This window comes from Nocardia sp. NPDC055321 (assembly GCF_053645575.1).
The window spans coordinates 21,155-48,078 of sequence record NZ_JBSHMS010000038.1; the positions used below are offsets into that span (position 1 = coordinate 21,155).

General features: G+C 66.1%; 31 protein-coding genes. 14 read left to right on the forward strand and 17 right to left on the reverse strand.

Translation table 11 applies throughout. The features are described from left to right. The first annotated feature begins 55 nt into the window (after positions 1–55). On the forward strand, positions 56–196 hold the full coding sequence (locus ACWIGI_RS37555) for a hypothetical protein (protein WP_454208349.1): 141 nt from the start codon (positions 56–58) through the stop codon (positions 194–196). A gap of 193 nt (positions 197–389) precedes the next feature. Here the strand turns inward: ACWIGI_RS37555 and ACWIGI_RS37560 are convergent, their stop codons facing one another. Further along, the gene (locus tag ACWIGI_RS37560; protein WP_454208350.1) at positions 390–1,076 is read right to left on the reverse strand and encodes a hypothetical protein; all 687 of its coding nucleotides are present in this window, start codon (positions 1,074–1,076) and stop codon (positions 390–392) included. Positions 1,077–1,351: 275 nt separating this feature from the next. Next, positions 1,352–1,870 (reverse strand): hypothetical protein, encoded by a 519-nt coding sequence (locus ACWIGI_RS37565; RefSeq protein ID WP_454208351.1) that lies wholly within the window; start codon positions 1,868–1,870, stop codon positions 1,352–1,354. A 477-nt stretch (positions 1,871–2,347) separates the two neighbouring features. Between ACWIGI_RS37565 and ACWIGI_RS37570 the strand changes: the two genes are divergently transcribed. After that, positions 2,348–2,710, forward strand: a complete 363-nt coding sequence (locus ACWIGI_RS37570; protein ID WP_454208352.1) for a hypothetical protein — start codon at positions 2,348–2,350, stop codon at positions 2,708–2,710. 108 nt (positions 2,711–2,818) lie between these two features. Here the strand turns inward: ACWIGI_RS37570 and ACWIGI_RS37575 are convergent, their stop codons facing one another. Together ACWIGI_RS37575 and ACWIGI_RS37580 are read right to left on the reverse strand one after the other, a co-directional pair. Further along, a complete protein-coding gene (locus tag ACWIGI_RS37575) occupies positions 2,819–4,099 on the reverse strand; it encodes an integrase (protein ID WP_454208353.1) in 1,281 nt (426 codons plus the stop codon). Continuing rightward, complete coding sequence (locus tag ACWIGI_RS37580; RefSeq protein ID WP_454208354.1) at positions 4,096–4,329, reverse strand: hypothetical protein; 234 nt, start codon at positions 4,327–4,329, stop codon at positions 4,096–4,098. Before ACWIGI_RS37580 ends, ACWIGI_RS37575 begins: the two co-directional genes overlap by 4 nt. A 1,869-nt stretch (positions 4,330–6,198) precedes the next feature. Between ACWIGI_RS37580 and ACWIGI_RS37585 the strand changes: the two genes are divergently transcribed. Together ACWIGI_RS37585 and ACWIGI_RS37590 are read left to right on the forward strand one after the other, a co-directional pair. Beyond that, positions 6,199–6,735 (forward strand): ATP-binding protein, encoded by a 537-nt coding sequence (locus ACWIGI_RS37585; RefSeq protein ID WP_454208355.1) that lies wholly within the window; start codon positions 6,199–6,201, stop codon positions 6,733–6,735. A 19-nt stretch (positions 6,736–6,754) separates the two neighbouring features. Then, positions 6,755–7,156, forward strand: a complete 402-nt coding sequence (locus ACWIGI_RS37590) for a hypothetical protein (RefSeq protein WP_454208356.1) — start codon at positions 6,755–6,757, stop codon at positions 7,154–7,156. A 56-nt stretch (positions 7,157–7,212) separates the two neighbouring features. On the opposite strand, the gene ACWIGI_RS37595 is transcribed toward ACWIGI_RS37590, so the two are convergent. Beyond that, complete coding sequence (locus tag ACWIGI_RS37595) at positions 7,213–7,800, reverse strand: hypothetical protein (RefSeq protein ID WP_454208357.1); 588 nt, start codon at positions 7,798–7,800, stop codon at positions 7,213–7,215. A 22-nt stretch (positions 7,801–7,822) separates the two neighbouring features. On the opposite strand from ACWIGI_RS37595, the gene ACWIGI_RS37600 reads away from it, so the two are divergent. The 3 genes from ACWIGI_RS37600 (at position 7,823) to ACWIGI_RS37610 (ending at position 10,537) form a co-directional block, all read left to right on the forward strand. Then, positions 7,823–8,122, forward strand: a complete 300-nt coding sequence (locus tag ACWIGI_RS37600) for a hypothetical protein (protein WP_454208358.1) — start codon at positions 7,823–7,825, stop codon at positions 8,120–8,122. A 506-nt stretch (positions 8,123–8,628) separates the two neighbouring features. Then, positions 8,629–9,072, forward strand: coding sequence for a PPOX class F420-dependent oxidoreductase (locus tag ACWIGI_RS37605; RefSeq protein ID WP_454208359.1), 444 nt, complete (start codon positions 8,629–8,631; stop codon positions 9,070–9,072). A gap of 214 nt (positions 9,073–9,286) precedes the next feature. Then, complete coding sequence (locus tag ACWIGI_RS37610) at positions 9,287–10,537, forward strand: PucR family transcriptional regulator (protein ID WP_454208360.1); 1,251 nt, start codon at positions 9,287–9,289, stop codon at positions 10,535–10,537. Positions 10,538–10,865: 328 nt separating this feature from the next. On the opposite strand, the gene ACWIGI_RS37615 is transcribed toward ACWIGI_RS37610, so the two are convergent. Both ACWIGI_RS37615 and ACWIGI_RS37620 read right to left on the reverse strand, forming a co-directional pair. Further along, positions 10,866–11,561 (reverse strand): TetR/AcrR family transcriptional regulator, encoded by a 696-nt coding sequence (locus ACWIGI_RS37615; RefSeq protein ID WP_454208361.1) that lies wholly within the window; start codon positions 11,559–11,561, stop codon positions 10,866–10,868. 790 nt (positions 11,562–12,351) lie between these two features. Then, entirely contained in the window at positions 12,352–12,981 is a 630-nt protein-coding gene (locus ACWIGI_RS37620) for a hypothetical protein (protein ID WP_454208362.1), read from the reverse strand. 257 nt (positions 12,982–13,238) lie between these two features. On the opposite strand from ACWIGI_RS37620, the gene ACWIGI_RS37625 reads away from it, so the two are divergent. Both ACWIGI_RS37625 and ACWIGI_RS37630 read left to right on the forward strand, forming a co-directional pair. Then, positions 13,239–13,919 (forward strand): PAS and ANTAR domain-containing protein, encoded by a 681-nt coding sequence (locus ACWIGI_RS37625; RefSeq protein WP_454208363.1) that lies wholly within the window; start codon positions 13,239–13,241, stop codon positions 13,917–13,919. Between the two features lie 96 nt (positions 13,920–14,015). Further along, positions 14,016–14,192 carry a hypothetical protein gene (locus tag ACWIGI_RS37630; protein ID WP_454208364.1) on the forward strand — a complete coding sequence of 59 codons (177 nt, stop codon included), beginning with the start codon at positions 14,016–14,018 and terminating at the stop codon, positions 14,190–14,192. An 85-nt stretch (positions 14,193–14,277) separates the two neighbouring features. Here ACWIGI_RS37630 and ACWIGI_RS37635 read toward each other — a convergent pair whose 3' ends face one another. Continuing rightward, positions 14,278–14,679 (reverse strand): RidA family protein, encoded by a 402-nt coding sequence (locus ACWIGI_RS37635; protein WP_454208365.1) that lies wholly within the window; start codon positions 14,677–14,679, stop codon positions 14,278–14,280. Between the two features lie 30 nt (positions 14,680–14,709). On the opposite strand from ACWIGI_RS37635, the gene ACWIGI_RS37640 reads away from it, so the two are divergent. Continuing rightward, a complete protein-coding gene (locus ACWIGI_RS37640; RefSeq protein WP_454208366.1) occupies positions 14,710–15,279 on the forward strand; it encodes a CGNR zinc finger domain-containing protein in 570 nt (189 codons plus the stop codon). A gap of 244 nt (positions 15,280–15,523) precedes the next feature. Here the strand turns inward: ACWIGI_RS37640 and ACWIGI_RS37645 are convergent, their stop codons facing one another. From ACWIGI_RS37645 to ACWIGI_RS37660, 4 genes are all read right to left on the reverse strand, one after another. Continuing rightward, entirely contained in the window at positions 15,524–15,811 is a 288-nt protein-coding gene (locus ACWIGI_RS37645) for a hypothetical protein (RefSeq protein WP_454208368.1), read from the reverse strand. Between the two features lie 361 nt (positions 15,812–16,172). Beyond that, on the reverse strand, positions 16,173–16,388 hold the full coding sequence (locus ACWIGI_RS37650) for a hypothetical protein (protein ID WP_454208369.1): 216 nt from the start codon (positions 16,386–16,388) through the stop codon (positions 16,173–16,175). 1,222 nt (positions 16,389–17,610) lie between these two features. Next, on the reverse strand, positions 17,611–17,826 hold the full coding sequence (locus tag ACWIGI_RS37655) for a hypothetical protein (RefSeq protein ID WP_454208370.1): 216 nt from the start codon (positions 17,824–17,826) through the stop codon (positions 17,611–17,613). 519 nt (positions 17,827–18,345) lie between these two features. Further along, positions 18,346–18,693: an STAS domain-containing protein gene (locus ACWIGI_RS37660; protein ID WP_454208371.1), complete on the reverse strand. Its 348-nt coding sequence runs from the start codon at positions 18,691–18,693 to the stop codon at positions 18,346–18,348. A 562-nt stretch (positions 18,694–19,255) separates the two neighbouring features. Here ACWIGI_RS37660 and ACWIGI_RS37665 point away from each other — a divergent pair. After that, on the forward strand, positions 19,256–20,455 hold the full coding sequence (locus ACWIGI_RS37665) for a carboxylate-amine ligase (protein WP_454208372.1): 1,200 nt from the start codon (positions 19,256–19,258) through the stop codon (positions 20,453–20,455). 183 nt (positions 20,456–20,638) lie between these two features. Here the strand turns inward: ACWIGI_RS37665 and ACWIGI_RS37670 are convergent, their stop codons facing one another. After that, positions 20,639–21,598, reverse strand: a complete 960-nt coding sequence (locus ACWIGI_RS37670) for a TIGR03557 family F420-dependent LLM class oxidoreductase (RefSeq protein ID WP_454208397.1) — start codon at positions 21,596–21,598, stop codon at positions 20,639–20,641. A gap of 479 nt (positions 21,599–22,077) precedes the next feature. Here ACWIGI_RS37670 and ACWIGI_RS37675 point away from each other — a divergent pair, with 479 nt between their 5' ends. Continuing rightward, complete coding sequence (locus ACWIGI_RS37675) at positions 22,078–22,653, forward strand: NADPH-dependent F420 reductase (protein ID WP_454208373.1); 576 nt, start codon at positions 22,078–22,080, stop codon at positions 22,651–22,653. Positions 22,654–22,728: 75 nt separating this feature from the next. On the opposite strand, the gene ACWIGI_RS37680 is transcribed toward ACWIGI_RS37675, so the two are convergent. Beyond that, the gene (locus tag ACWIGI_RS37680) at positions 22,729–23,361 is read right to left on the reverse strand and encodes an STAS domain-containing protein (protein ID WP_454208374.1); all 633 of its coding nucleotides are present in this window, start codon (positions 23,359–23,361) and stop codon (positions 22,729–22,731) included. A 259-nt stretch (positions 23,362–23,620) separates the two neighbouring features. Here ACWIGI_RS37680 and ACWIGI_RS37685 point away from each other — a divergent pair, with 259 nt between their 5' ends. Next, positions 23,621–23,914, forward strand: a complete 294-nt coding sequence (locus tag ACWIGI_RS37685) for a hypothetical protein (RefSeq protein WP_454208375.1) — start codon at positions 23,621–23,623, stop codon at positions 23,912–23,914. Between the two features lie 37 nt (positions 23,915–23,951). Here ACWIGI_RS37685 and ACWIGI_RS37690 read toward each other — a convergent pair whose 3' ends face one another. The 3 genes from ACWIGI_RS37690 to ACWIGI_RS37700 form a co-directional block, all read right to left on the reverse strand. After that, positions 23,952–24,302, reverse strand: a complete 351-nt coding sequence (locus ACWIGI_RS37690; RefSeq protein ID WP_454208376.1) for a hypothetical protein — start codon at positions 24,300–24,302, stop codon at positions 23,952–23,954. A gap of 328 nt (positions 24,303–24,630) precedes the next feature. After that, positions 24,631–25,518, reverse strand: a complete 888-nt coding sequence (locus tag ACWIGI_RS37695) for an alpha/beta fold hydrolase (RefSeq protein ID WP_454208377.1) — start codon at positions 25,516–25,518, stop codon at positions 24,631–24,633. Positions 25,519–25,878: 360 nt separating this feature from the next. Beyond that, positions 25,879–26,361, reverse strand: coding sequence for a winged helix-turn-helix transcriptional regulator (locus tag ACWIGI_RS37700; protein WP_454208378.1), 483 nt, complete (start codon positions 26,359–26,361; stop codon positions 25,879–25,881). A 159-nt stretch (positions 26,362–26,520) separates the two neighbouring features. Here ACWIGI_RS37700 and ACWIGI_RS37705 point away from each other — a divergent pair, with 159 nt between their 5' ends. Further along, on the forward strand, positions 26,521–26,892 hold the full coding sequence (locus tag ACWIGI_RS37705) for a VOC family protein (protein WP_454208379.1): 372 nt from the start codon (positions 26,521–26,523) through the stop codon (positions 26,890–26,892). Positions 26,893–26,924: the final 32 nt, after the last annotated feature.

Genomic DNA, 26,924 nt, shown 5'->3' on the forward strand with positions numbered 1-26,924 from the left:
GGAGCCAGCGCCCCCGGCGCGGGCTTCACGGCCACGCTTTCGTCACTCGCGGCAGGTGAGCGTGTGTCTGGAAGCGGTTGGGCTGGCGTTGCAGGTCAGCGGCCACGAGGAGCTGGGATCGCTCGTGCAGCAAGCAAGTTGGCTGGTGCGTCTGGCCGGCATCGTCGCTGGCCTTGTCGACACGCTGGAAAGGTGACATGAAGGGTGTTGTGAGCCAGTTGGTTCCGGCCAACCGCGCCGATCCGGTCGCTGCAGGTTTTGTCGGCGCGTGGACCCAGCAGCCGCATGCACCCCCTGTCGAACCCCTCCGAATAGCGTGTATCGGTGAGGTGATCACTGTGACGGCGCTGGTACCGAGGCACGTGCGTCGGTACCAGCGCTCACGACGGTCAGCACGTTGCAAGGGCGGCAGCCAGTGCCGTGCTGTAGACGGTGCCGGATCCGGTCAGCCCGACGACGATGTCGATCGCGGCGTGGGAGGGCGGTTGCGTGAGGGGGAGAACGCGAACCAAGGCCGGGTCGACGGGCATCGCCGCGGGGACGCGGAGACCGTACCCGAACATCCCAGTGACTGTGAGCGAGAGTGTGTCTCGCGCATCTCGACTCGGCACGACGTGCAGCAACGCGCGGGTGTCGAGGTTGTACAGCCAGGCGTCGCCGTACGGCGACCGGTCGGTGACCGGGCCGGAGCGAACATGCCAGGGCTCGCCCAACGATCGACTGATCGCGCTCACATAGGCGTCCAGCGCCGCGAGCACGAACGGTGCATGGCCGCCGGTGAGTGCTGCGTTCACTCGTGCGGCTACGACATCGGGAGAGGCGTCCGCGTCCACGACCACCGTGTGCTCGGTCTCGACGAGGATGGGTCCCCAGCCGAGCGCTCCGGTGACGGTGATGGATTCGGTTCCGTTGTGGCCGGGCGCGATGGCCACATGCAGGGCAGTCGAGCGGTCCAGGTGGTGGATGCGGACGTATCCGTTGGGGTAGTCGCGGTTGGGCTGTTGACGTTCGCTCGCCCAGTCGGGTCCCAGGCGGGCAGCGAGGTCGTCGGCGAGATGGATGAGGTGTCGAGGCATGAGCGGTTGTCCTGAACTCGTGTTCGGGTTGGCGGCGCGTCGGCCGCCGAGACGGGATGAGGCGGGTGTGGCGGCCGAGCCGTTCGCGGTCACCAGCGGGTTGTGTGCGTGAGAGTCAAGTACGGGCATCGCAGCGAGAGCCGGCGCTGCAGCCGACAGAGGTGCTTGTACGACCTGAACGGAATCTCTGGGGCCTACGCATTCACTTCCGTCGGTCGGCTCCGCGCCGGTCCGAGATCGGGGGAGTGAGGAGGGCGCGATGTCTTTCCGGCCGCTCACTCGACTGGGTCGGGAATCGCTTCATGCTGGCCGCCCTCGTCCCACGGCGTGCAGTACGGGCACCATGGCCGGAGACGATGATGTATCCACATCGAGAACATCGTCAGCGTGAGGAACGAGTCGACCGCGATCGCTACCGGCAACCAGCTGTAGAAGATCACTCCGACCGTCATGACCAGCGCGAACGCGATGATCGTCCGGAGCTTGTCCGACCAATGATCGAAGCGAAGGAACCACCTGTATCGCTGAGCCTGCCTGGCCGCGTCCGGGGGCACATCTTCCATGCAGCGAATGCACAGACGTGCGAGTTCGTGATGGACGGGGGGACCCGCAGCAGCCAGCACGGTCAGGCCGACCCCGATCAGCGCCAAAGGCACACTCTCGTACCCGAAATAGAGCGGGATGTGCACCAGAACGTTGATGGCGAGCAAATACGGAATCGCGTGAGCTGTGCCCCGGAGTACCCGTTGTAGTCGAGAGTCGTAGTTGTTGAAGGCATGGTCGATGACCGCCACCAGAAATCCCTTTCTGCCAAGTACTGAAATCGAAGTCGACCGAGATCGTGTCATCGGACTTGACCGTTGTTGCAAACCTCGGTGATCGATGCGCCTGGCCGGAAGTCGCTGTCCCACAGCCTGTTTGCCGACCGCATCCGATCGGCAACCTCGGGTGCTCCTCGTAGTGCTCGAGGTGGTAGGCGCGGTGCGCCGGCAGTACGCCGCGGTGGTCCCCGCTGGCGGCCTGGTCGCCCGGACAGCGCGTGGCGCCGAGGCTGCAGTTCGCGAGCCTGCTACTTGGCGGGCGCAGTCTTCTGCCGACTTTGGTCGTGGTTCGCGGCTCTGATCTGGTGGACAGCTCGGATCCTTCCGGGAGCTCGTCAGCCCAGATCGATGAGGCTTCGCGCCGGCCGGTGACCCCCGGCGACCTGCGGTGTTGTCAGGTTCAACTATCGCTGCGGCTGCAACGAGCCGGTGGCGGTTCGACAGTGTGGATTGCGCTCGCACCAGCAGGCACCATCCAAACAGGGCCTGCTCAACGAAAGGTCTCCCATGTCAATACCTCGCACACCGGCCCGCACGGACGCCCTGAACTCGGCGAAATGGATCGCCAGCGCAGTATCCGCCCTCTACGAACTCGAAGTCGCCGAGTGCGGTTGCGGCTTCCATATCGGGCTCGATGCCACGTTCGTCGACCAAGTGGCCGACTTCGTCATCATTTGTCCCGCATGCCATTCGGTGATCGACACCGCTGCGACTTTCGGCGCCGAACCGTCCACGATCCATCGAGTTGTCACAGGTGACCTGGGAAACGACATCTCGAATTCGACAAAGGCGCGGCGGTCTGTCGCGATGTAGTTGTCGTTTCCGGACGCATTCTCAGTTGTGCCGTCGCTTTGGCCGCTGTCGGTCTCGCCGGGGCAGCAGCGCGGGTCCGGTTGATCGAGAGTGGTGAGCGGACCTGTGTCAGTGTTCGGGCCGGTCGGTCGTGGTGGTGCCGGGTCCCCAGATGTCGTTGACTGCATTGCGGGACAAGGGATCTCGGTCGCGGGCGTATCCGATCACGGTTTTCGGGTCGCGGTGCCCGGTCTGCTTCATGATCTCGTCGAGGCTCTTGCCGTTGCGCAGGCTCTGGGTGACGAATCCCGCGCGCAGCGAATGGCCGCCGAGCAGGGCGATGACCGCCTCGTCCAGGCCCGCGACGCGGGCGCGGTCCCGCAGGATCAGGTTGACGCTCTGGTCACTCAGGGCCGCGTCGCCGAGGTTGCCGCCCTTGAGGATTCGCCGGAACAGCGCCGACCGGGCAGGCACGCTGGGCAGGGTACCGCGGCAGAGGTGGTCGTCGAAGGCGTGGGTGTCGGCGATCGCGCGGATGATCGCGGAACGGCGTTGGCGCGGGGTCCGCCCGGACTCGTGTGCGGCGAGCACGTGCATCCATCGTACGAACGCGCACGGGGTGCAGAGCCGGTGGTCGTGCGCGTAGGGGAAGGCTTTGAGGTTGCCGTGGCCTGCCTGGTCGGTCTTGGACACCGCGATCGTGACGTGGAGTCCGTCTTCGCGGTCACGAACGAGGTCACCGACTCGCAGTGAGGTCAGTTCGCCGCGGCGGAATCCGCCGGGCCAGCCCAGTAGCAGCAGGAGCGCGTCGCGTCGTTCGGCGACCGAGGCCTGCCAGCTCATCTGGCCGGCGGTCCGGGTCGCACCGAGCACGGTGACGATGTCGCGTTGGAGCAACGCTACCCGTTTGCGTTGTGGGCGGGCCTGCTCGCGGGCGTAGACGCGGGTGATGGCCGCGAGGGCGATCTTGACCAGTTCGTGTTCGCCGGGTTTGAGATACCCGCCGGTGGCGTGGATCCAGTTGATCGCCGCGACCCAACGGGCCAGGGTGGCGCGGGCGTAGACACGGGTGCCGTCCCGGGGGTCGCCGGGCAGGTCGTGGCGTTGCTCGGCGCTGGTGAGCAGGTAGTCGGCGACGGTGACCGCGCTCGCGGGCAGGGCGATGAGATCCTTGGCCCGGCACCAGGTCTCGAACTGGGTCCAGGCAGTGCGGTAGCTGCGGACGGTGCTGGTGGCGCGGCTGTCGACCAATGCCGCGCGGATCCGTGCCTGGGTGTCGGCCGGGGCCGCGGCGAGTTCGAGGCGCCAGTCGCGATGATCGGTGCCGCGGCCGGCCAGATCGAGCACGAGTTCGGTGACCGTCGGCAGCCGGACGAGTTCGGATGATGTGATGTCCTCGGCGTCGGTCACCGTGCACCCGCCGTGTGGGCGTGAGATACTTCGATGATTGGACGGGTCGGCATATCCTCGACTTCCGTCACTGTGACATAAGCAGCTAGCTGTACGGAAAACGACATGTGGATCGGCGGCGACGAGGTGGCGCCGGGGCCATCATCTTCGTGTGAGATGTTCTGGTCAACGCTGACCAGGCGAATGACAGATACGTCGCGACACATTCGAGCGTTCTCGGAGGAAATCATGTCTCGACCGGCCACCTTTCGGTTTTATTAGTGAGAATTCCCATTCTCACTAGTAAAACACAGGAGACGGTACTCGACCCGGCAACATGCCTCCGGATACGTCCTACGCACTGGACTGGCTGCGAGCGAAGGCCGAGCGCCGCAGGGAAAGACACGGCCCTGAACGATCTGGCCGTTTCCATTCGACTTTCGGCGAGTCCGAGCTGCTGACCGTACCCGTTTGACACCTCCTGTGACCTGCGGCGTTGTGCCGTCACTGCACAGACCTCCTTCCAGCCATCCCCCAGAACCTGGGGACACCTCCAGATCGGGTTATCTGCGCTGGTCAGCGAGTTGGACAGACCTCGAAGGTTGCCACAGTCCACTCATTACTCCCCGGCGAACTGAGGATCGCGTCGAATTCTCAGGGCAAGGGCGATGGAGCCAAGTTCGCCGACTGTCTCAGGTCACCAACTGTTGCTGGCGAGGGCTCGGTCTGTGCGGTCGAGAACGGTCTCGGCGAGGCGGTCGATGGTGGCATACGGGTGGCGTGGTGTGAGTCCGCCGACGACGGGGCCGGAGTTGATCTCGAGCAGAATGGAGTAGACGGCTTGAGACCCGCTGATACGCGAGATGCCGCGACCATACCCATACCTCACCTCCGTCGTACGCCCCAAACGGTGAGATCGAGCCTCACAGGCTAACGCTCAGAAACCAGCCGCCATCATTGATGGTGCCACCACCATCCAATCGCCGACAAAGTCGAGCTACGTATCCCCTTCAAACAATTGGGACTGCCTGGGGCACACTGGGTCCTCCCGACATTCATCCTCGCCACTCGACAGAGTTTCATTCGCCTGTCGGCACGAGCGGATCCCCGACTTCACGCTGAAGTTCAATGACGGCTTCGTGAAGGAGTTTCCATTCGCCTGTCGGCGAGAGCGGGCCTCCGACAACATGCTTCTGCTGTTACAAGGATACTGGAAGCTGCCTACGAGTTTCCATTCGCCTGGTCGGCGAGAGAGGGCAACCGACCCTACCCCTGTGGCACGCCCTTCGACCAGCCGTCTTCCGATCGGGTTCCACAGACCCCTCGGCCGCGTTGCGCGTGTGCCGACGAACTCCGGCACCGGGGCGCGTTTGCGCTGTTAGCAGCGGTGCACAGACCTCGCCCTTTCCTCACGTCCACTCACCACCCCGATATGTCTCAGAACACTGCTCAGAACAGCTCCTGGGTCGGCCGTGGGGATTGACCGATGACATGGCGCTGGTCCCAGCATGACCCGCCCGCACTTGACAACCGGAATCGCCAGCCGTGCGAAGACCTGCTACGAGCCGGCACCGGACCCCGCATGCCTCTCCCAGCACACGGCACGGGTCAGCGGAACAGCGGTCTCCCCTTTCGCATCATCCAGCCATCGTGGCTGCTGACATTCTTCATGACGAGAAGCCGGTGACATTTCCACGACAGCCGGTTCGCTGCTGCGGTGCTTGGACCGGCTGCCCGATCACGTGGTGGCACAGCCAGGTTGGTGGGAACGGCACGTGGTGGAGGTGCTGACCGGCCTGCCTCCCGATCCCGCGTGGGGCGCGGCACGGAGTCAGCGAACGGACCGTCCATCAAGCACTGAAATCGGCATGGCCCCAACCCCGCAAGCAGTATCCACTGCGGCCCTTACGCCTGGATGCCTACCTCCCCGCCCCTCGAGGAATCCCTCGCCCAGCACCTCCGTGACGGGATCGCTCCCCACGGAACGATCCAGAGCCTCTACAACCGACTCGTCCCCGGGCACGGCGCGACCGGGTATCAGCTACAGCATGGTCCGCACCTACCTCAGCCGCCGTCGCAGCACCACGCCCGGGCGTCGCCCGGCGAATACGCTGAGGTCCATGATCATCTGGTTGAACGGAACCTTCGGAGCCGGAAAGACCACCACAGCAAAGGAATTGACCACGCTCTTGCCCGGATCGCGCGTCTTCGACACCGAGGAAGTCGGGGTCATGCTCCGCCACGTCCTGTCCACCGAGACCGTCCGCGACTTCCAGGACTGGCAGCCCTGGCGCGTACTGGTCGTCGCCGCGGCAACCCAGATCCTCGACTACGTCGGCGGAACCCTGGTCATCCCGCAATCGGTTCTGGTCCACCAATACTGGCAAGAGATCCGTGCAGGACTCGAAACCGCCAGCATCCCGCTACAGCATTTCGTCCTGCACGCCGAACGCCGCGAACTGCTGCGCCGCATCGAGACCGACCCCACCATGCCCAACTCCGCCTGGCGTCTCGAACACCTCGACGACTACGAAGACGCCCGCTCCTGGCACCGCCAAGAGGCCCACATCATCGACACCACCGATCTGAAACCCGCACAGGTCGCGACGCGCATCGCCACCGCGGCGACCCCCACACAGACAGGCTGGAAGCCATGACGTTCCACGCGGGTATCAGGTGGCCGCCGAACTGATGGAGCCCGGCCAGCACCGGCTGGCCGGACGCCTCACCCGCGCGCTCAGCGACATGAGTCAATCGCTCAAGGCCTACTCCATCGAACCGAACGCGGTGGGCACGCGACCCGGCGTCGAACCGGCCAGAAAATCCGACACCGGCAAGAAACCGACCGTGATGAGCAGCGCCCCGGGCGAATACGCCAAGCACCTGCGCCAACTCCAGGGCCTGTCCTCGGAGAAGGCGAGCGATGTCCTCGGCTGGGAAACCTCCGACATCCGCCTGTTCGAACTCGGCTACTTCGAACCGGACAAAAGCAACATCCGACGCCTGCTCCAACTCTACGAAGTCACCGAACAGAAGATCCACCGCGAGTTCATCAGGGTCGCGGAGAACGCAGAGTAGCGCGCTGCCTCCGCCAACAGATGCTGGCGGAGGCAGTCGATGTTCGGCACGTGTTCTCAGCGCGTGGAGGTCGGCAGGACGAGCTGGTCGGCCAATTGGTTCACCGCCTGCAGACCCTGATACACCACATCATTGACCTGCGACACCGCCGTGGCCGGCACGAACGCCGGGACCTGCGCCGCGAAACCCGCGACGGTGGAATCGACCGTGCCGACCACACTGTCGATCACAGCGGACACCGGTGCCGCAACCGCGGCATCACGTTGCTGCGCATCGCCGGGAGCAGGTGAAGCGATTCGCTCAGGCATGTCGAGGGCGGCGGCTGCCGATTCCCGAACGACGTCGGGCGCAGGAGCCGCGGATTCGCGGACCGCGTCGGGGGCGGGAGCGGCCTGTTCGACCTGGCTTCCGATGAAGGGCAACAGCCCGGAGCCATCGGCCATACCCAACCCGCCTCCGTATGCGGCACCGAGGAAGCCGCCGATGGTGGCGCCGAGAACCGAGCCGATCACCATTCCGATCGGGCACCCGATGAGAAAGAACGGCAACCCGACCACACATCCCACACCCATGCCGACGAAACCGCCGAAAAGGCCGCCCTTGAAACCGATTTCCACGCCGCGCTGAATGGCCAGTTCGGCCATCCGGTCGGAATTGGGTCCCGGGTTGCTCACCGGGGTGACACCGGCGACGCTGTCCCGATCCGAGGAATCGGTGGTGGCCGCTCGAGGCTCCGCGGCGGGGTTCCGGCGCCCGGCCGTCTGCGGGAGCGAGTCGATCACCGCCTCGATCGAAGCCCGCGGCAATGGCAGGAGCGAGGTGGTCGTGATCGATGCCGGGGCGGCGGCTGCCGACGCGACGGGTGAACCGGCCCCTGCCAGTAGCGCTGATACCGTGACGATCGCCGGTACGACCAGCGATACCGACACTGTCCTTGCGGTGGCGATTCCGAAACTCATACTCTGACCCCTTTTCAATCGTTGACCCGATGAATCAGGCAGCCTGAACATGCGAAGGCCGCACATCGACGTGCTTTCCTCTGCGGAGATATGACCGGATCTGCGGGTCGTATCTCGTGAATCAGGCTGCCCGCGGTGTCGGCATGCGGTCATCACCTCATCGGGGCGAAACAGCGATCAGGTCGCGCGAACACGGTTAACTCGCAAGCGGTTTCACTGGCCGAACCAGCCGGTCACGGCACGCACACCAGCCGAAGAGACTCAGTCGGCGCACATCACGACATGCCGGCGCGGCGTCCAGTGTGTGGGTTCGCCCGTTTGAGGTGAGGCCCCCGACAGGTGGGTGCCGATATCGTCCGAACGTGATCGATCGGTGCAGTTCAGCGCCGATCGGATGTGGATCGCGGCCCGTGTACCCGATCACACCGACGGCAGGCGTCGGCACGCGCTCGCCTGTGCCCACCGTTACGAAAGCCCCTCGCGCCGAAGCACATCGGAAAGGACCATTTGCTCATGCCGACCATGACCGACGACCAATGGCGAGCGTTCGTCTCCACCGGCACTCGCACCGGCAAACTCGCCACCGTGAGCGCCGACGGCGGCCCGCACGTGGCCCCGGTGTGGTTCGACCTCGACGGCGACGACCTCGTCTTCCACACCCGGAAGGGCTCGGTCAAGGCCCGCAACCTCGCACGCGACCCACGTGCGGTGATCTCGGTGGACAACGACCGGCCCCCATTCTCCTTCGTTCTGCTGCGCGGGCGCGCCACGACCTCGGACGACCCCGGCGACGTGCGGTACTGGGCCCGGCGCCTGGCAGTCCGGTACGTGGGCGAAGCCCGCGCCCGGGAGTACGCGGTGCGCAACAGCGGACCCGAGACGGTCGTGGTCCGCATTCCGATCGAGGAGATCACCTCGTTCGCCGAGATCGCCGACCGTGCAGCCGATTCGGCGTAGCTCGGTGGAAACGACGAATCGGGGCGGACCGCGGCGGTGTTTCTGTCATGATGTGCTCGAACGAACTGAGACCACGAATTCTCACAATTCGTTCGGCTGAGTCCGACACCGTCACCGCTGTCACCACCCGCCGCGACGCGGGACTCCGCCCGCGCCCCAGGATCACCCGCCGAGTCGGGCCGATGTCAGCGAGCCCGCGCGCAAGGACCATCCCATGACCGTTTTCAACACCGGCGCAAGCCTTCTCGCCATCTCCGGACACCCGGTGTCGACGCCGCTACGCGATGTCCACGCACTGTCCCGGGAGATGGTTCGCCACTTCACCGAGCACTCCGGCCCGTGTCGGGCGTTGCCGGGCCGCGACGCCACCACGGAATTCACTCGCCTCTGTCTCGAGCTGGCGGTCAGCAGACTCGACGGGACCAACGCGCCGGGTCTGGCGGATCAGCTACGCGACATCGCGACTCGTTGGGTCCGGGCGGGAGTGCCGGTGAGCGGCGTCCTGCGCACGGTGCACGAAGCGTTCCGCGCCGGATTCACCCTGGTGGTGCAGTCCGCGACCGAGCGATGGCCGATGCCGACCTGGGGTGAGACACCCCACGCCGGATCGGTCGACCCCGCCGATGTCGCCGCGTTCACCCACAGCTGCACGGTCATGGTCGAGGTTCTCGAGGCCGTGACCACGATCATTTCCACGGCCTACGCCGGGAACATACGCAATCCCGGCACCGCGCACGACGCCGCCGCACGGACGGTGACCGCCGCACTGCTGGGCGGACGGCCCACCGCGGCGATGGCCCGCGAACTCGGTATCGCGATCGCCACGCAGTATTCGGTGCTGGCCATGTCCATGCCTCCCCTCCCGGGCCAGGACTGCCCGCAGGCCCTGGCGTACCGGCTGCGCCGAGTCCGCGCCGAACTCGTCGAACAGTGTGGTGAGCTCGCGCTGTCGATCCTGAGCACCGACGGCGGAACGATCCTGTTGCCGTGCGCGGACTTCCAACACAGCGGTATGCAGGATCTGGTGACCGCGCTGTCGAACGCCGCGCACGCTCCCCTGACAGCTGCCGTCATCACCGCAGCCCCCGCGAGTGTTCCCGCGGCGGCCGAACTTGCACACGAACTCCTCGATGTCATCCAGCGCCTACACCGCCCGCCCCGGCTCTACCGATTCCACGATCTCGCGCTGGAGTACCAGCTCACCAGGCCCGGGCAAGCCCGCGACTCGCTGGCCGCGCTGCTCGATCCGCTCGCCGACCATCCCGAGCTGATGCACACCCTGCGTGTACATCTCGGCAATCACCTCAATCGTCAGCGCACCGCGCACATGTTGGGTGTACACGCGAACACCGTCGACTACAGGCTCAAACGCGTGCACGACCTGGTCGGCTTGGACGCGACCCGACCCGCTTCCCAGCAATACCTGCACGCGGCGTTGATCGCGCGCGACTGCGAAACCCCGTGAAGCGGCCCGATCAGCAGTCGAACGACGACGGTGAACTCCCCCTCACCCCGAGCACGACCGCGCGAGGGGATCGGTCGATCAGGCGTACCGCTCGACCAACGTCGATATCGCAGCGCAGCACTTTCAACACTGACACCCGGGCGCCCGGAGTTCGGGCTGTGACCACGCACCCAAACACCAGACAGGTCCGTGACCGCACCTGGCGCCCTGGATACTTCGCGTGCACGGGCAGCGATGCTCACAGGCCGATGGCTTCGACCACCGCAAGACACGGTCACTTACCGTGCTGCTTGCGCGAAGACCGTAAGGTGCACCGGATCAGGTAGGGTCAAGCGCGTTGCGTGCGTTCGGAGTCGTTGCCCGGCAACAGCATCGGGACGAGGAAATCGCGGGCGAGCATCGCCAGCTGCTCATCGTCGTCGATGTCGACGACCTGGCTCGGGATCGCCAGGAACGAGGCGCAGATCCGGACCATCACCTCGGCGACCATGTCGATACGCACATCAGGGCAGATCGCGCCGGCGCGCTGTTCCCGGGCCAACTGCAGGACGACGAACTCTCGAACCACGGCGATCATGTGCCCGGGACGGCCGATGTGCGAGGGATCGAGCCGGTCGGCGTCGACGCCGATCATGGTGCCGATCAACGGGTTCGCGCGCAGCGCGCGCAGGGAGCCGACGAAACCCCGGACCACGCGTTCGCCCGGGGTGTTCGCCTCGGCGACCTCGATGAGGAACCGGTCGAAGTACCGACCGAACTCGCGCACGATGACCTGCTCGACCAGATCGTCCTTGGACGCGAACCGGCGGTAGACCGTCACGCGGGAAACGCCCGCCAGGCGGGCGACATCCTCCATCGTCGAGCGCTGAACTCCCCAGCGCCGGAACTGTTCCCCCGCCGCGTCGAGGATGCGCGTGCGGACCGGGTCCGCGTCCTGCTGCCCGTCGGCCGTCGTCGCGGCCGGGTACGCGCGCTCGAGCAGAGCTTTCGCGAACGCCGTGTCCGATCCTTGCCCCGATACCACCGATGTCCTCCTGTCCCAACCGACCGCCGCGCACCTACGGGCATCCGCATGCAGAGCACCAGCGCGGGGCCGCCTCGGACCCGGTTCGGCGACAACGACCGCGCATCATGCTCCCACATTGTTAGACGTCTATGACTAACGATTCGATCGTGGAGGACACCGCACCGCAGGTGGTAGCGAGCACGGTATGAGTCGGGCTATGAGTGGTGTCCTGGCAGTGCGTGGCCGGCCCGCGAGAAGATCACAGTCCTGTCCGGTCATGCGCCCGCAGGTGGACGGACAGGCTCGGAGCAAGGGCTGTTCTCGATCCCTCAGTTCAATCGCCCTCGTGGACGGCCCTTCTCCCCTGCCCGGTGCACGCCGGATGTTCGACCACAGCGCCCGGAGGCCAGCCAACCGGATCCTCGGCTATGGCCGGGGCACTTGGCCGGGACCGCGTACCGAAGGTGGAGCACAGTCGATGTGGCACACCCTGCAACAGTGCTCGGCCGCGCGGGTACCCCCTCAAACGAACGCCTGCTCACCGCGGCCGCGGTCGAAAGAACTCGCCGCGCTCCATGCGCGCGACGAGGAGCGAGACTCGCGTGAACGTAATGAGACATGGTCGAACCGAGCGCCGGTTCGCTCGCCGGAGGTTCGCATTCCGAGGTAACAGGCCACCACCGGCACGCGGTGACCTGAAGCGGCCCGCCGCGTGCGATGCAGCGGGCGTGTGTGCTCAGGGTGGATGTCGCCAACTGGGCGCGGGCTGGTGCACCGAATAGTCGCGGGGCACAGGACGATCGACGCCCTACACTTCTCTCAGCAGGTGGATCTGCGCCCCGTCGGGCAGCGCCCGGAACGCTCGAATCGCACTGTCGACGAAGCCCGCGTACTTCTTGCCCCACAGCTGCACCAACTCCAAAAACTCCTTGGCGGTTGCGAAGCTCACGGTGTCCGGCGCCGCGGCCGCCACCGCAGAGGTTCTGGCCATCTCCGCATAGGTTTCCCGAAGATCGGCCGGGCACCCCGGCCACAGCGTCGTTCCCCAGAAAGATGGAGTCGCAGAGGACAGGATCGACTGCGCCAGAGCGAAGATCCCCTGTACCGAGTCCGCCGGCACCACCGTCATGGCCACGTCCCCGTAGTCCAGATCGGCGAGCTGGATGATCTCTCGCTCGAACCGCGCGATGTCTGCGGGCGAGCATTCGGTCAACGCGTACACATCCGGACTCACCCGTACCGAGAGCTGCTCGCCACTGACCGAGGGCATCTGATGATCGAGGTCGATGTGCTCAGCGGTCTCCAGAACCTTCGGCTGCTGGACTGTGATTTCCCGAACTCGCTCCACGGCTTCGCCCACACTGGTCTCCAGAACCACCCGCGTGTTGCCGGGGCCGGTGAGGTCGACCTTCTTGATCCGATCGATCAGGCTGCCCAAGCGTTCTCGGAACAGCAGGACGACTCCACACACCAGGGCGGGCCATCTCAAGGTGTCGATGTACTCCAGAACCAGCTCGGGTGTACCCACCCAAAGATCGTAGGTACCGTCACCGTCCGACCACCGGAATTGGGCGAGTGTCGCTACCGCATCGGACTAGTCGAGACCGAACTCGACCAGTCGACCGCTTCAGTGTCCCTAGCCCCGCTGGTGACAGGCCGGTCCATCTCAGCCGATGCCTGGAAGATAATGAGTCGGTGACCGAACTGGGTGGGCCTGTCTCCTCGACCGCGGCTGTCGCTGACATGATCGGATGGAGTCCAGAATCGGTGGGCCGGTTCTGGTTCTGGTTCGCCGATCAGCGCTGGCAGTGGTCCGACCAGGTCGCGATCCTGCACGGTTACACTCCCGGCGAGGTGTCACCCACCACCGAACTGTTGCTCTCACACAAACATCCGCAGGACCGACCGCACGTCGCGGACGCTCTCGCGACCGCGGTACACGAGGGCGAGGCGTTCTCGAGTCGGCACCGGATCATCGACACCAATGGCGAGGTCCACCACGTCCTGGTCGTGGCGGATCGGCTGCACGACGCCACCGGCACTACCGTCGGGACCAGCGGCTACTACATCGACCTCACCGCCGATCGCGCCTACGATCGGCAGGTCGTCATCGAGGAAACGATGTCCGAGATGGTCAAGGACCGCGCGGCGATCGAGCAGGCCAAAGGCGTACTCATGGTCATGTACTCGGTCACCGCCGATCAGGCCTTCGACGTCTTGCGGTGGCGGTCACAGGAAACCAACACCAAACTCCGTGACCTGGCCCGCAAACTCTTGGCCGGGATGAGCGACGTCGGTGGCGGGTCACCGCGTCAGCGCACCCGGTTCGACCATCTGCTGCTGACCGTGCACGAGCACCCGGACCCTGTGGAATAGACCACAGGTCCAGATGTGTTGGGGCAGAACCTTTCCGGGTATTCGCGCGGTATGGCCGCAGGGTGGCGGGAGATCTCTCCCGGAAGAACGACGCTCATGAGCGTGCTGCTGATCATCGCGACGCCGGTACTGGCGGTCACGGCGGGATTTGTGATGGTGGCGGTGAGTTCGTGGTGGGCCGCACGCGGCACCCGCACCGCGTTGTACCCGCCCCGGTTCGGGTACGTGCGGATCGAGGAAGTCCCCGCCGGCGACCGCATCCGGTGGCCCTGAAGCCGGGACACCGGCCACCACCGGCCACCCTGTACCGCGCGCTGGCCGCATCGACGAGGTTCGGGCCCGGGCGGCTCGACGGGGTCTACTCCGATACCGCCGCGACAGCGTCGATTTCGACCAGCGCGCCGGGTACCGCCAGTCCGGCGACCTTGGCCACGGTGATGGCGGGCGGGTTGGGGCGCTGCCCCCACACCTGCTGGAAGGCCGCGAACCCCGCGCGCACGTCATGGCCGTCGACGATGAGGATCGTCCACTTCACCACGTCCTCGATCGTGGCCCCCGAGGCCGCCAGGCAGGCCTGAAGATTGGCCAGCGCCTGCCGGGATTGGGATTCGACATCCGGTCCTGCCAGGTGCCCGTCGGCGTCGAGGCCGTTCTGGCCTCCGACGTAGATCAGGTCCGCGCCCGCCCGAACCCGCACCGCTTGAGTGAAGGCCGGATTGTTGTGCATGGTCTCGGGATTGATGTGCGTCGCGATTGCCATGAACCGACTGTAACCAGTTAAACTAGTTTCATGCAATCCCGAGCGGAACTTCCACCCGCACTGCGCCGCCGGTTCAGAAGCGGCCACGCCGCACTGGATTTCGTACACACCGGCGGTGACGGGGAACTGGCCGCGTGGGAGCTCGTGCACACCGTCGATGACCTCCGACGATGGATCTGCGTCCTTCTCGAACTCGACGAGGTATCCGCCACCCCAGCGGATCTGACCGCGCTGCGCGCCCTGCGCACAGCCGTCACACACATCGCCTACGGGCTCGCTACCGGCAATCCCCCACGGCCCGAAGATATCTCGGCGGTGAACACAGCCGCCGCCGCACCGCCCCTGGTTCCCGTGCTCGACACCGACCGCACCCGCACCTACACCGCACCGTCCGCTCGAGCGGCGCTGTCGACTCTCGCGCGCGACGCCATCGACCTGTTCACCAGCCCGCTGGCGGACAGGATCCGGATCTGCGCCGCCGACGATTGCGGGCTCCTGTTCGTCGACAGCTCACGCCCGGGCCGCCGCCGATGGTGCTCGATGGAGCGTTGCGGCAATCTCACCAAAGTCCGCAAACATCGAGACGCTCAACTCCCCTGACGCGCGGGGCGGCCTCCCAGGAACTGGGATCGGATGACCCTCGAGATGTTACCGGTCGCCGACATCGACCGTGTCCGTCGCGTTCCAGGTAACCGCGACCGACGGCAACGACGCCCGCCGCGGCTCGGCTTCGGGGACGCCCGTCAGTGTCCGAGCCGCCGCGAACGCCGTGGAATCACGCGGCCATGTGGGTCGTGCCGCACGCGAATCCGGATCTGGAATCGACTCTCTCGCCCTGGACCGTTCAGCGACGATGCGGAGTCCGCTCCGTTCGGTGGGACAGTCTCTCGGCGAATGTCTCGGTCCACGCCTGGGACTCCGATTCGAGCTCATCGCCGGACGGCGGTCGGGTGACGAACGAATCGCCGTAGTCGGCCCGCCGCGACTGGGTGCCCGAACGTGAGCGCGCGGTCACAATCCGCACACACCAGCAGATGTAGTCCTGCACACTCATTCCCGCCGTGTCAGCGGCTTCAGCGAGCGCCTCCCAGTCCTGCTCGGTCACCGACACCACAATCTCCCTGTCAGCCATACGAGACGACGGTAGTACCTCTCATGCCCGCGGGCGCGAGCACGCGCTGACCGCCCACCTGGACGGCTTGTCACGGATTTCCGAGAATCCCCGCTTCCCTGCCCATCCGCTGCCCGGTCCACGCAGTGCGGGTGTAGCGGCAAGGGAGCTCAAGTGGTCACAACGCGGCGCACGGGAGCGATCATGCGAGCGGTGACCACGACAGCTCGCGATCGATCGGGTGAGGCTCACCGGCTCATGGTTCGTCAACGCGTTCTTCACCGAACCGATGGGGTCTTCGTTTCGGCGAGAAGACCATCCGCCCGATAGATGGCTCGCGCCGGCCGTCTCGGCGGTACTGGTGTCGCAGGGAAGCTGTCGGTTAAACCGGGCGCGGGCGGCCGGGCAGAGCCGTCATCTTGACTGCGAGCACGACCGCGATGCCCAGGCCGAGTCCTCCCGCGGTGGCCGTGGTGTAGGAGCCGGTGAGTGCGGCCAGACCGAGGAACAGCACCAGGCAGGTCAGCGCGGTGAGCGCGGCGGTGGTCAGATCGGTCCGGGAACGAGCGAATCGGTAACGCGCGGTAGGGCTGATCATGTTCGCTGGTTATCCTGGGTGCTGGTTATGAAACCGTGATCGCCGGGTACGTTCCGCCCATATCCACGCATCGACGCTGGTGAAGGCAAGGAAAGTTTCTGTGCAGTCGGGGGACGATGTGGGCGAACCAGGCACCGCGGGGGTTCAGACCGCCAGCGGGCGCGGTAACAGCGTTGATCGTCCGAGGGCCAAGACCTCGTTCAGGCCCGGGAAGCTCGCCACATCCACATAGCGCGGACGCGGACGTGTGAGGCGCTGGCGTCCGGGCTGTTGACACATCACGACCAGGTTCGCGTTCGTGGTCACGACCAGTTCGCAACCGGGTCCGCAGCCGCCCACCAAGCCTCGGCACCCACCCACGCTCCAGCCGACCACCGTGATCGAGGCCCGCCGACGTGTGCTCGCGCCATGGAAATGCTGGGTCGGGCGAACCCCGGCGGCAACCAACTCACCGATGAATCCACGAATCCTGGCGCGTGCGGCGTCTCCGGCTCGGCGACGGCGCTGACCGCGTGAAGTGGAAGTGGTTGTCATGACAGGCCTTTCGGTGAAGCAACCAGCCCCGCAGACGGGTATGCGTGGGTAATTGCCGCGAACACCCGCTCCAAACCTCGCCGTACCGCTGAGCGCGGACTGACCCGACTCTCTGGACTTCTGCTCCCCGACAAGACATTTGGGCAACAGCCCGCCCGGATCGATCCCACGAGATGGGCTGGTTCGCGGCCACCTGGACCGCGCTGCACCCCTGAACCGTTCGTACAGCAACGCAGATCTCACGCGATCCCGGCCCCGAACGCGCGGGCGCGCTCCGCGATACCTCCGATATCTACCGGATCCGCGGGCCCGAGACGTTGCGCCCGCGCCCTGCACGTGTCAGCGCGCCGGCGAGCGGGCGACGCCGACCGCCTTGGGCCGGCACGGTTGACCGTTCGATATCGAGGTACCCCGAGATCACACCGCAGATCCGACCGGATCCACCGACCCGAGGAGGACATCGTGCCCGAGAAAAGTCACCGATCCGCTGAGACCGGGGAATACGTGAGCGAGGAAACCGCACGCGAGAACCCGAGGACCACGCTCGGAGAGAACGAACCCCACGACGGCGACAACCGGCGAGATCGCTCCGCGATCAGCGGACACTTCGTCACACCCGATACCAGCCGTCGTCACCCCGACACCACCGTCACCGAGAACCGCTGAACCTCGACCGCTCGGGCCTCGACTACCGGCAGCGGCGGGTGGAACCGAGACCTTCGGCAGGGTCGGTCGAGGCCGACTCACCCCCTGGTCTCGGGTGCCCGGTCGCCGGAAGCTCGGTGGTCGGGTAGTCCAACATCAGGTACAGGTGCGCGCAAAAGGCGTCGATACTGCCGTACCGGGCCAGCACCTGCGCCGCGAGCTTGTGCAGATTCGCGCTGGTGCGGGAACAATCCACCACACACCCTCCTCGTCGAGGTCCATCACCCGGAATCGCTCATTGACAGGGCGGCCCCTGGCGGGAGCAATGTAGAAGTTGGGTGGCTCCCGCCAGGGGCGCGTATCCGCTGGAGTTCCCGCCGTCGCGGCACAGGTGAAGGGTCGCTTGGGCATACGACCGATTCACCCGCACCGTCGCCCCTGACCGGGCAGAAGACTCCAGCGCCATGAATAACCCCGAACCACACCCCCCAAACATCATTCAGCAAATCTGTCGCGAATGTCCGACTAGTGCTGTTGTCGCGCACGAACACTGACACACGTAGCATCGGACCGCGCATCGCCACACGGCCCGAATCAGAGCGCCAAATCCTGAACATGCGCTACGGCAAGAACATGACCCAGACTCAGATCGGCAAGGACCCGAGCGTCGCACAAAGATGCAGGTCTCACCCCTGCTGTCCCGCATCCTGACCACTCTTCGAGGCCAGGCGTTTGATACCGGTCCCCGAGCCGCCTGATCCCGACTGCGGGGGCTGGTTCACGCTCGCGCGGCGTCGAGAGCCTCGGCGAGTGTGTCGTGGACCTGCAGGACGGTGTGCAAGCCGGTGACCTGGATCGGGCGCTGCACCGCGGGTGAGGCCACCACGTGCAGTGGGCACTCCTGAACGCAGGAGGCCAGCACCGCGAGCCCTGCCGAGCCCAGGAACGCCACCCGGGACAAGTCCACCACCACGGTGGGCGGGTCCGCGCGCAGTACTTGCCGTATACCGCGCTCGAGCAGCGGCGCGGACAGCACATCGACCTCACCGGTCGCGGACACAACATGGACCTGGCCATGTGTGTGAGCCTGGATCTCGAGCAATTGTGTGGGATCTGTCCCGTTCATCGGGGCCCCTTCTCCGGCATCCTCGCGCGCCCGTTCGGTTCGAGCGCCACAGACGCGAGTCCGGCAGGACTCGGCCTCACACCCATCCAGATTTTTCTACCACGCCCGCCGGTGGAGACGAAGCTGTGGGACACACGGGCGATCCGGCCCCGGGTTCGACCATGTGCTCTCACCCGGATCGAGGCGGGGCGAGGCTCTGACGTGCCCGGTGAGCGTGGCCGAAGCGTCAGAACAACCAGTCACCTCGCCACTGTCGCAATGGATGCGCAACCGGTTCAATGCTGTGGAGTCTTCGTCGGCACGGCCACCCTTGCGCGCCGGTGACGATGAAAGCTGCGCCACTGTGGTCACCGCGATCCCGACAATGACGAGAATGCCCCTGTGTGGGACGTACCCCGACCTTGCACCGCTATTCGGCAGCGATCCAGGATCGGGCAGTTCGCGCAGCCAGGACGGCCGATGATGCTGCCAGGGGTGCGCGGTCGTTTACGCGCACGCGCGCCGGGCATCTCCGATCGTGAAAGCGTTCGTCCGCAGGTGATGCTCGAGAAAGGTCGTCCCCGTGACGAAGGCGGAAGAGGTGACCTTCGGCGTCGAAGAGGAATTCCTTCTGGTCGACCCGAGCACGGGCGTCCCCGTCCCCAAGAATGCCGATGTCGCCCGCACGGCGCGCGAGTCGGGTCTGGCGCTGCAGTTGGAACTGACCCGGTGTCAGGTCGAAACCAGTACGAGTGTCCACACCGACACCTACTCGCTGCTGTCCCAGCTCGCGGCGCTGCGCGGTGGGGCCGCGGACTGCGCGCGTCGCAACCACGCACGACTGCTCGCTGTGGGTGTGCCTCCCACCGAGCCGGAGGAATTTCCGGTCACCGACACCCCGCGCTATCGGCGCATCGCCGATCGTTTCGGGATGCTGGCCGGCGAACAGGGCCTGTGCGGCTGCCACGTGCATGTCGGGGTGCCCGACAAGGACACAGCGTTGCAGATCAGCAACTACCTGCGCCCATGGCTCCCGGTCTATCTGGCGTTGACCGCCAACTCGCCGATCTATCGCGGCCGTGACACCGGGTACGCGAGCTGGCGCAGCATTCTGTGGCATCGCTGGCCGAGCGCGGGCCCCCCACCCTACTTCGAGTCCGTCGCCGACTACGGCGCGCTGGTCGATCTGATGATCTCGAGCGGCAGCATCCTCGATACGAAGATGGTGTATTGGGACATCCGGCCCTCGGAATCGTTTCCCACGATCGAAGTCCGGATCAGCGACATTCCCGCCACCGTCGCCGAATCCGCCCTGCTGGCCACGTTGATCCGAGCAACCGTCGCCACCGCCTGCACCGAGCTCGCTCGCGGTGCGCGCGCACCGGCGGTTCCTGCGGAGGTACTACGAGCCGCCTACTGGAACGCCGCACGTTACGGTCTCGACGGAAAAGGTCTCGATCCTCGTACCCGCCGGGTCATGCCCGCGGCCTCGCTGGTGTCCGACCTGGTCGACTACCTCACTCCCGCACTGGAAAGCCTTGGCGCGCAATCGTTCGTCGCCGACACCCTGGCAGGGGTCCTACAGGTCGGCAACGGTGCACAGCGGCAACGTGCGGTATTTCGCGAAGGCGGCGATGTCGCCGCGGTCATCACCGATCTCACGCGCACGACCGTGCAAGGGTGCCCGCGGACGGGCCCCTCGGAACCGACAGCACCGACAGCGCCGTTGCACAGCGGATCCGAACCCGCACCGAGTCAACCGGGTGTGGACGGGGTGCGGTGATCACCTCGACCACCGGACCCCGTCCACATCGACAGCGAGCGCCGCCCAGATCGGCGCAGGCCCCTGCCTCGGAGATCTTCTGCACCACGGCCACCACCGTCTTCCGTTCGCGCGAAGAGGGTCCGGTATCGAGTGTTGCGTCGTGGTTCACTCCTCACAGGCACGAACCGACCGCCCAGAGGGTCAGGCATCGTGCTCGGCCGCCCGAAGTCTGGTCAGCAGCGGGGCAGCGACCTCGGCAAGGAAACGGTCCTGCTGGTCATCTCCGATCTGTACCAGCGCCAAGTCCGTGAAACCCGCGTCCCGGAACGGACGAACCGCCTCGACGACAGCGTCCAAGTCCGGTCCACATGGAATCGACTCGGCGAGGTCCTGCGGACGCACGAATTCGGTCGCGGCGGCGAAACCAGCCGGTGTCGGCAGATTCGCGTTCACGTCCCAGCTGCCGACCGACCAACGGAACTGCTCATGTGCACGGTGGATCGCCTTGTCTCGATCGCTGTCCCAGCTGATCGGCAACTGGCCGGTCACCCGGGTCGGCATGCTCGAATCATGCGCGCGCTGCCAGGACCGGACGATTTCGGGATCCGGATCGGTACCGACCATCTCGTCGGCCAAAGGCGCGAACAGGTCAACAGACTTCGCGCCGGAGACCGCGACCGCGATCGGCACCGGCCGCTGTGGCAGATCCCAGAGCTTGGCGGCGTCGACCCGGTACCAGCGACCGTGCAGGTCCACCGTCTCGCCCGTATGCAACGCGCGAATGATGCCGATGGCCTCGGCCAGCCGATCGTGGCGCTCCTGCAGCCCCGGCCAGCCCGCGCCGACTACATGCTCGTTGAGGCTCTCCCCGCTGCCGAGCCCGAGGGTGAAGCGCCCTTCGGCCAGAATCTGCAGGGTCGCGGCCTGCTGCGCGACGACCGCGGGGTGGTATCGCAGGGTCGGGCAGGTCACGTAGGTCATGAACGGGATGTTGCGGGTGGCCTGCGCGACCGCGCCGAGGGTGGTCCACGCGTTCGGCGCGTGCCCTTGCTCGGCGAGCCACGGCGAGTAGTGGTCGCTGCTGACCAGGAAGTCGAAACCGGCCGCCTCGGCCGCGACCGCGTAGCGGACCAGCTCACGCGGGCCGCTCTGCTCCGTCATCAGGGTGTATCCGAATTTCACTGTCGCCTCCTGGTCATTCGGAAAACGTGATGTCGTCGGTGCCTGCCCAGATGGAGGTGCCCGCTTCCGTGCCGAATACACACCGCCCGACCATCAACCGGGTCCCTGGTCATCGGGACCCGATTCAGGGCGGCACCGCCCGGGATTGCCGCGCCGGTGCTAACACCGTGCGGAGGGCGCCGACGTCGCGGCTTCGTTCCGGAGTCCGGGTCACTACGTTCGGATGGTGTGTGGGTGGATGCCATCGCCCGGCACCGAGGCTTGCGGTGAACGCACCCGCCCTCACCTCGGGACAAGCCCGACCGGAAAGCTTGTCGAGTGTGTGGCGCGCGCGGTCCGATCCAACCGAACTCGTGCGGTTCGCGGAGGTCTGTGTGCCCCTCAACCCCCAGGGAGCGTCGTACACTAACCGAATTTGGCAAGTCCACAGCAAACACTGTTCTCGGGAAGAGAGACACATGCGTGTAGGACTGATCGGAACCGGTCGCATCGGCGGCACTCTGGCTCGGCTCCTGGTCGCCGCAGGCGATCAGGTACTGCTCAGCGCCACCGACCCCAACGGACCAGAACGGCTGGCCGCGGACCTCGGCGACCACGCCATCGCGACCGACCCGGCGGGGGCGATCGCCGAGGCCGAGGTAATCATCATCGCGGTGTGGTGGCCCGCGTTCGAGCAGATCGGGCGCGACTACGGCGACGCGTTGCGCGGCAAGATCGTCATCGATCCGTCCAACCCGATCGTCGAACGGGACGGTCAACTCCTCACCCTGCCCATTCCCAACGGGCTCACCAGCCCGCAATACCAGCTCACCCGCCTGGGCGATGTCCGTTTGGTCCGCACCTTCGGAGACCGCTTCGCCGCCGACCTGCTCGCGGACGGCCAAGCAGGCCAAGCGGGCGGACAACGCACGACCATGCGCTACTGGAGCGACGACCCCGACGCAGCAGCGCAGGTAGTCCCGTTGATCGACGATGCCGGATTCCACCCCGTGGCCGCGGGTGACCTCACGCAGTCGAAGAACGCCGGCGAATAACACGCACCTTGTGAGCCTGGCGAACCACAGACACCGACCCGTGAGCGTCCGGCACCGGACGCGGGCCCAGATCACCTATTTGGCACACCCACAGTCACGGGCCTGCGATGGTGGCACCCACGATGTCGACCAGCTCCTTCCGCCGTTATCCGGGGTGCAATCCAGCACCGCCACGAGGCGCTCCGCGGTCAGAGCGGTGTCGTGCGCCCGTCGGGTTCGTCCGGACCTGGCCCGGGTTCCCCGAGCACCGGTGCAGCCAGGGCCGCGCCGAGGGGCATCGGCCATTCCGGTCACCGCGATCGGCCGGAGTACAGGCGGGGAACAGGCCACCACGTGTAGCGGCTGCGCACAGGCTCTGATGTATCGGTCCAGCACGGCGAGCCCGCTGGACCCCAGAAAAATGACCGCGGACAAGCCCACCACGATGGTCAGTCGGTCCTGGCGCAGAACTCGGGCCAGCGCGCTCTCGAGCCACGGGACCGTCAACCCATCGATCTCTCCGATCGCGGTCACCACCGGGCAACCGCGCGTCGAGTTCGAAGGATATGGCGATTGGGCAACGATCGAGCCGTCGGGCTGGCGCGGGAGCCCGACAGTGGTGTGCGATGAAGCGGTCGGCGCACGATGGAGCCTGCCCGGGTGTCCGAGCCGATACGAGGGTCGCGCTCCACGTGCCTCTCCGAGACCTGGGGCGAGACCCTTGTCCACCGCGTCAGGACAACCGTATGACCGTCACAACGACGAATATCCTCGCCGCCCGATGGCGTTCGGTCAGGGCATATCTGCGCGCCTTGCTCGCGGCACCGGACGATAGGAGCCGCTGGAACAATGACCGCGCCGGGCGTCCCAGAACTCAGCGGCGTGCGCGTATCGCTCGGCGCTGACGGCGACCACCGTCGACATGTCGACCCGTAGTTGGGTGTGTCGCAGACGACCGCGTGGGCCGTTGCGGGCAAACATGGAACCTATGGCCGATTTCGAATCGTCGAAGAGGTCCACCAGTCGGTACCGCGCCGGTACACCGACCCCCAGCGACATCTGCCAGGCTGCGGCCTGGGACGCGATCGGGCACGAGGTAGACCTGTATTCCGAACGTGAGCTACAGCAGGCTCTGTTCGACGAGCTCGCGCTCCCGCCCACTCCCGATCTGGTCACCGACACCGCCTCGCTGCGCGCCTTGGATCGAGTAGCCACGCATCCGTTCCTGACTCATCTGCTGGCGTACCGTGATGCCCGCGCCGCGGTCGGCGACCTCGGCTGACACACCACGCCGGACGAGCGCGCGCGACCCGGTCGATCTATCGGAACACGTTCCAGCCCTTGAGTGCTCGTTCGCCGGTGGCCACTTTTCGTCGAATCAACGCGGCTTGGGCATGGAGCTCGGAGGCCGCGTGTGCCAAGGGAATCATCACTTCCCACAGCACCAGCGGATGCCCGTCATCCCAGAACGACTCGCCCGGGACCTCCCACAGCTCATCAGAATGCGCGGTCTTGGTGCGGGCGTCCTGGCGGATCCGCACCGCCAGCTCATCGATTGCGGAGATGATTTGCGCGCAGGTCCCCGCGTGCTCGACGCGCCACCAGGTGCCCCCGGTCGACGGTCGTACGACGATATGGCACTTGAACTCCCGAGGTGCGTACCGACTCACGCGCCTACCCTGCCACCCCGAGAACCTGATGCGGCCGATCCGCGGGAATGTGTCCTGCACCGACGGTGCCCGGCCCGTCCATGAGAAGTCTGTACCAGCGAGGCGTACACGAGTTCGTCACCGCGGGCCGGTCCGCAGCATCAACAGCGCGCGAAGCGGCGCGGCGCGGGCAGTTCCTCATCTCGGCGCCGCAGGAAAGAGCTGTTCTCGATCCCTCACCATCGTGGACCGCCCATCTCTTCCTTGGCCCGCACGCGCCGCCACAGCGCGCCGGCCCCTCGAACACCCGAAGGGATTCGATCGAGCCGGCCGCGGATTCGACTGCGGTTCAGGCGAACTTGTCGAGGATCGACGCGAGTTCGTGGGCGTGGAACACCAGATCGATGTGTCCGGCGTCGAGGTAGTGGACATCGAAGCGGTTGCCAGGGGTCAGCCGGTCGGCGTCGGTGATCATCTTGGTGGCCAGGGCCTCGGGGACGAGGTTGTCTTGCGTGAGGCGGATGAAGCTGTGCCGAACCCGGCCCCAAGTATCGGGGTCGATGCGTGCGTCGGCGAGGGCGGGTTGAGCCGCGTCTTCGGGTTGGAAACCGACATTGAGGAGCGCGAGCAGTTGATCCATCGTCCCCGCGGGCATGTTCGCGACCCTGAAGTCCTCCAAGCCAGCGGGATCGGCCGAGCGCAGGTTGTAGCGCAGGAACCCGCGTGAGGCCGGGTCCACCTCCATGATCAGGGCTTCGCGGTCGAAGTCCGGAACCCCTGTCGATGCTTCGGGCGATTCGAGCAGAGCCACGGCATTGGGGGCCTGCTCGGTGGATGGGCACAACGCGGAGAGGTAGACCAGGTGATCGATCGCCTCGGGGATCGCGTTGGCGACCTGGCCGATCGTGATGCCTCCGAGGCTGTGTCCGACAAGAATCACCGGTCCGTGGCGGCGGGCCTGGCGCACGACCTCGATGACATGGTTGACGTTGTCCTGCAACGTGATTGCCGCCATCGGTGACGGTTCGTTCAGGTAGGCGTCCAGGTCCTGAGCCTGATAGGACAACGGCGTCGAGGCATCGAGGCCGTGGCCGGGCAGGTCCACCGGCAGGCTTCGGTGGCCGAGCAACGCGAGTTCACGAACGACCGGGGTCCAGAAGAAGCTGTTGCCGATCATGCCGTGCACAAACACGAACGTCGGCGACGCAGTGGCCGGCGGGCCGTCGGGGCCGGACACGGGGCTACCGCCGCCCGGGGCAGACTCCGGGGCACCGCCCCTGCGTAAGGAGTCCACCGCAACCGCGCCGCCCCCGACCACCGCTCCCGTGACCGCGGCCGCCGCGGCCCCCAGCAGCGCCCCTCGACGCGAAACCGTCGTACCCGGGTCGGCCGGGGGCTCATCGTGTGTCTGTCCGGTTGTCATACCTCACGATAAAGCTGGCGAACTATTGGCTACCTCACCCTGATGAGGTGATTCGCCGAACCCGGACGCGCGCTCTTCTCGGGGTTTGCGACCTCACCGACTCGGCGATCAGGAAATTGGCCGAGGCCTTGTCACACAACCGCATTCCGGCCCACCGGCTCCCAGCGGCGATGCTCAGGCGGGATCTGGGAACAGAGCCAGTCGTTCCGGCGGCATGCCGGGGCCGGGGCGGGCTCCGATGTCGGCGGGATCGACCGGGCCGCAGTGCGCGCAGACGACCTGCGCGGCGACCGGGTGCCCGCAGGTCGAGTGGGTGTACAGGATCGGGGGTTCGCCGTCGGTGGCCCAGCGGTCGCCCCAGTCGGTCAACGCCACCAACGCCGGAGCGAGGGCTCGGCCCTTGTCGGTGAGCAGGTATTCGTACATCTCGGGCTGATCACTGTATTTGCGGCGGTGCATGATTCGCGCGTCGACGAAGCCGTCGAGGCGGGCCTTGAGGATGTTGGGTGCCACCCCGAGCGAGCGCTGGAAGTCGGTGAATCGCGTGGTGCCCACGAACACGGCGTCGCGAATGATCAGCAAACTCCAGCGTTCGCCGATCAGCTCGAGTGAGCGCGCGATCGAGCACACCTGGGAGTCGTAGGTCTTTCCTAGCATGATTCCAGTCTATCAAACCGCTTGCATGATGAAAGTTCGCTGGCTATCGTCGCTTGTGTGATGCAAGTACGCAGGTGCATCACCTATTCGATAATCCGAGCCCGGGCAACGGTGCCCGCGAGCCCCGAACCCCCTTCCTCCACAGCAAAGGAGATCGCTATGTCCACCCTCACAGTCGGCAGCATCCTGTTGGGAACCACCCGCCCGCAGCAACTGCGCGAGTGGTACCGCCGGGTCCTGGCACCCGAGCACACCGGGGACGGCCCGTTCGATCTGGGCGGTGTGTTGCTGGTGATCGATCAGCGCGACGATGTCACCCCGGCCAACGTCGAACCGGGCCGGGTGATCGTGAACTTCCACGTCGAGGACTTCGACGCCACCGCTGAGCACTTGCACGCGGCGGGTGTGGAATGGGTTGTGCCCGTGGCCGATCGGGCGATGGGACGCTTCGGCACCTTCGCCGACCCGGACGGCAACCTGCTGCAGGTCATCGAATTCGCCCCGAACGCACACGCCGCAGTCTCGGCCTGATCACCCACTCCCCGAGGCTCCCGCACTCGGGC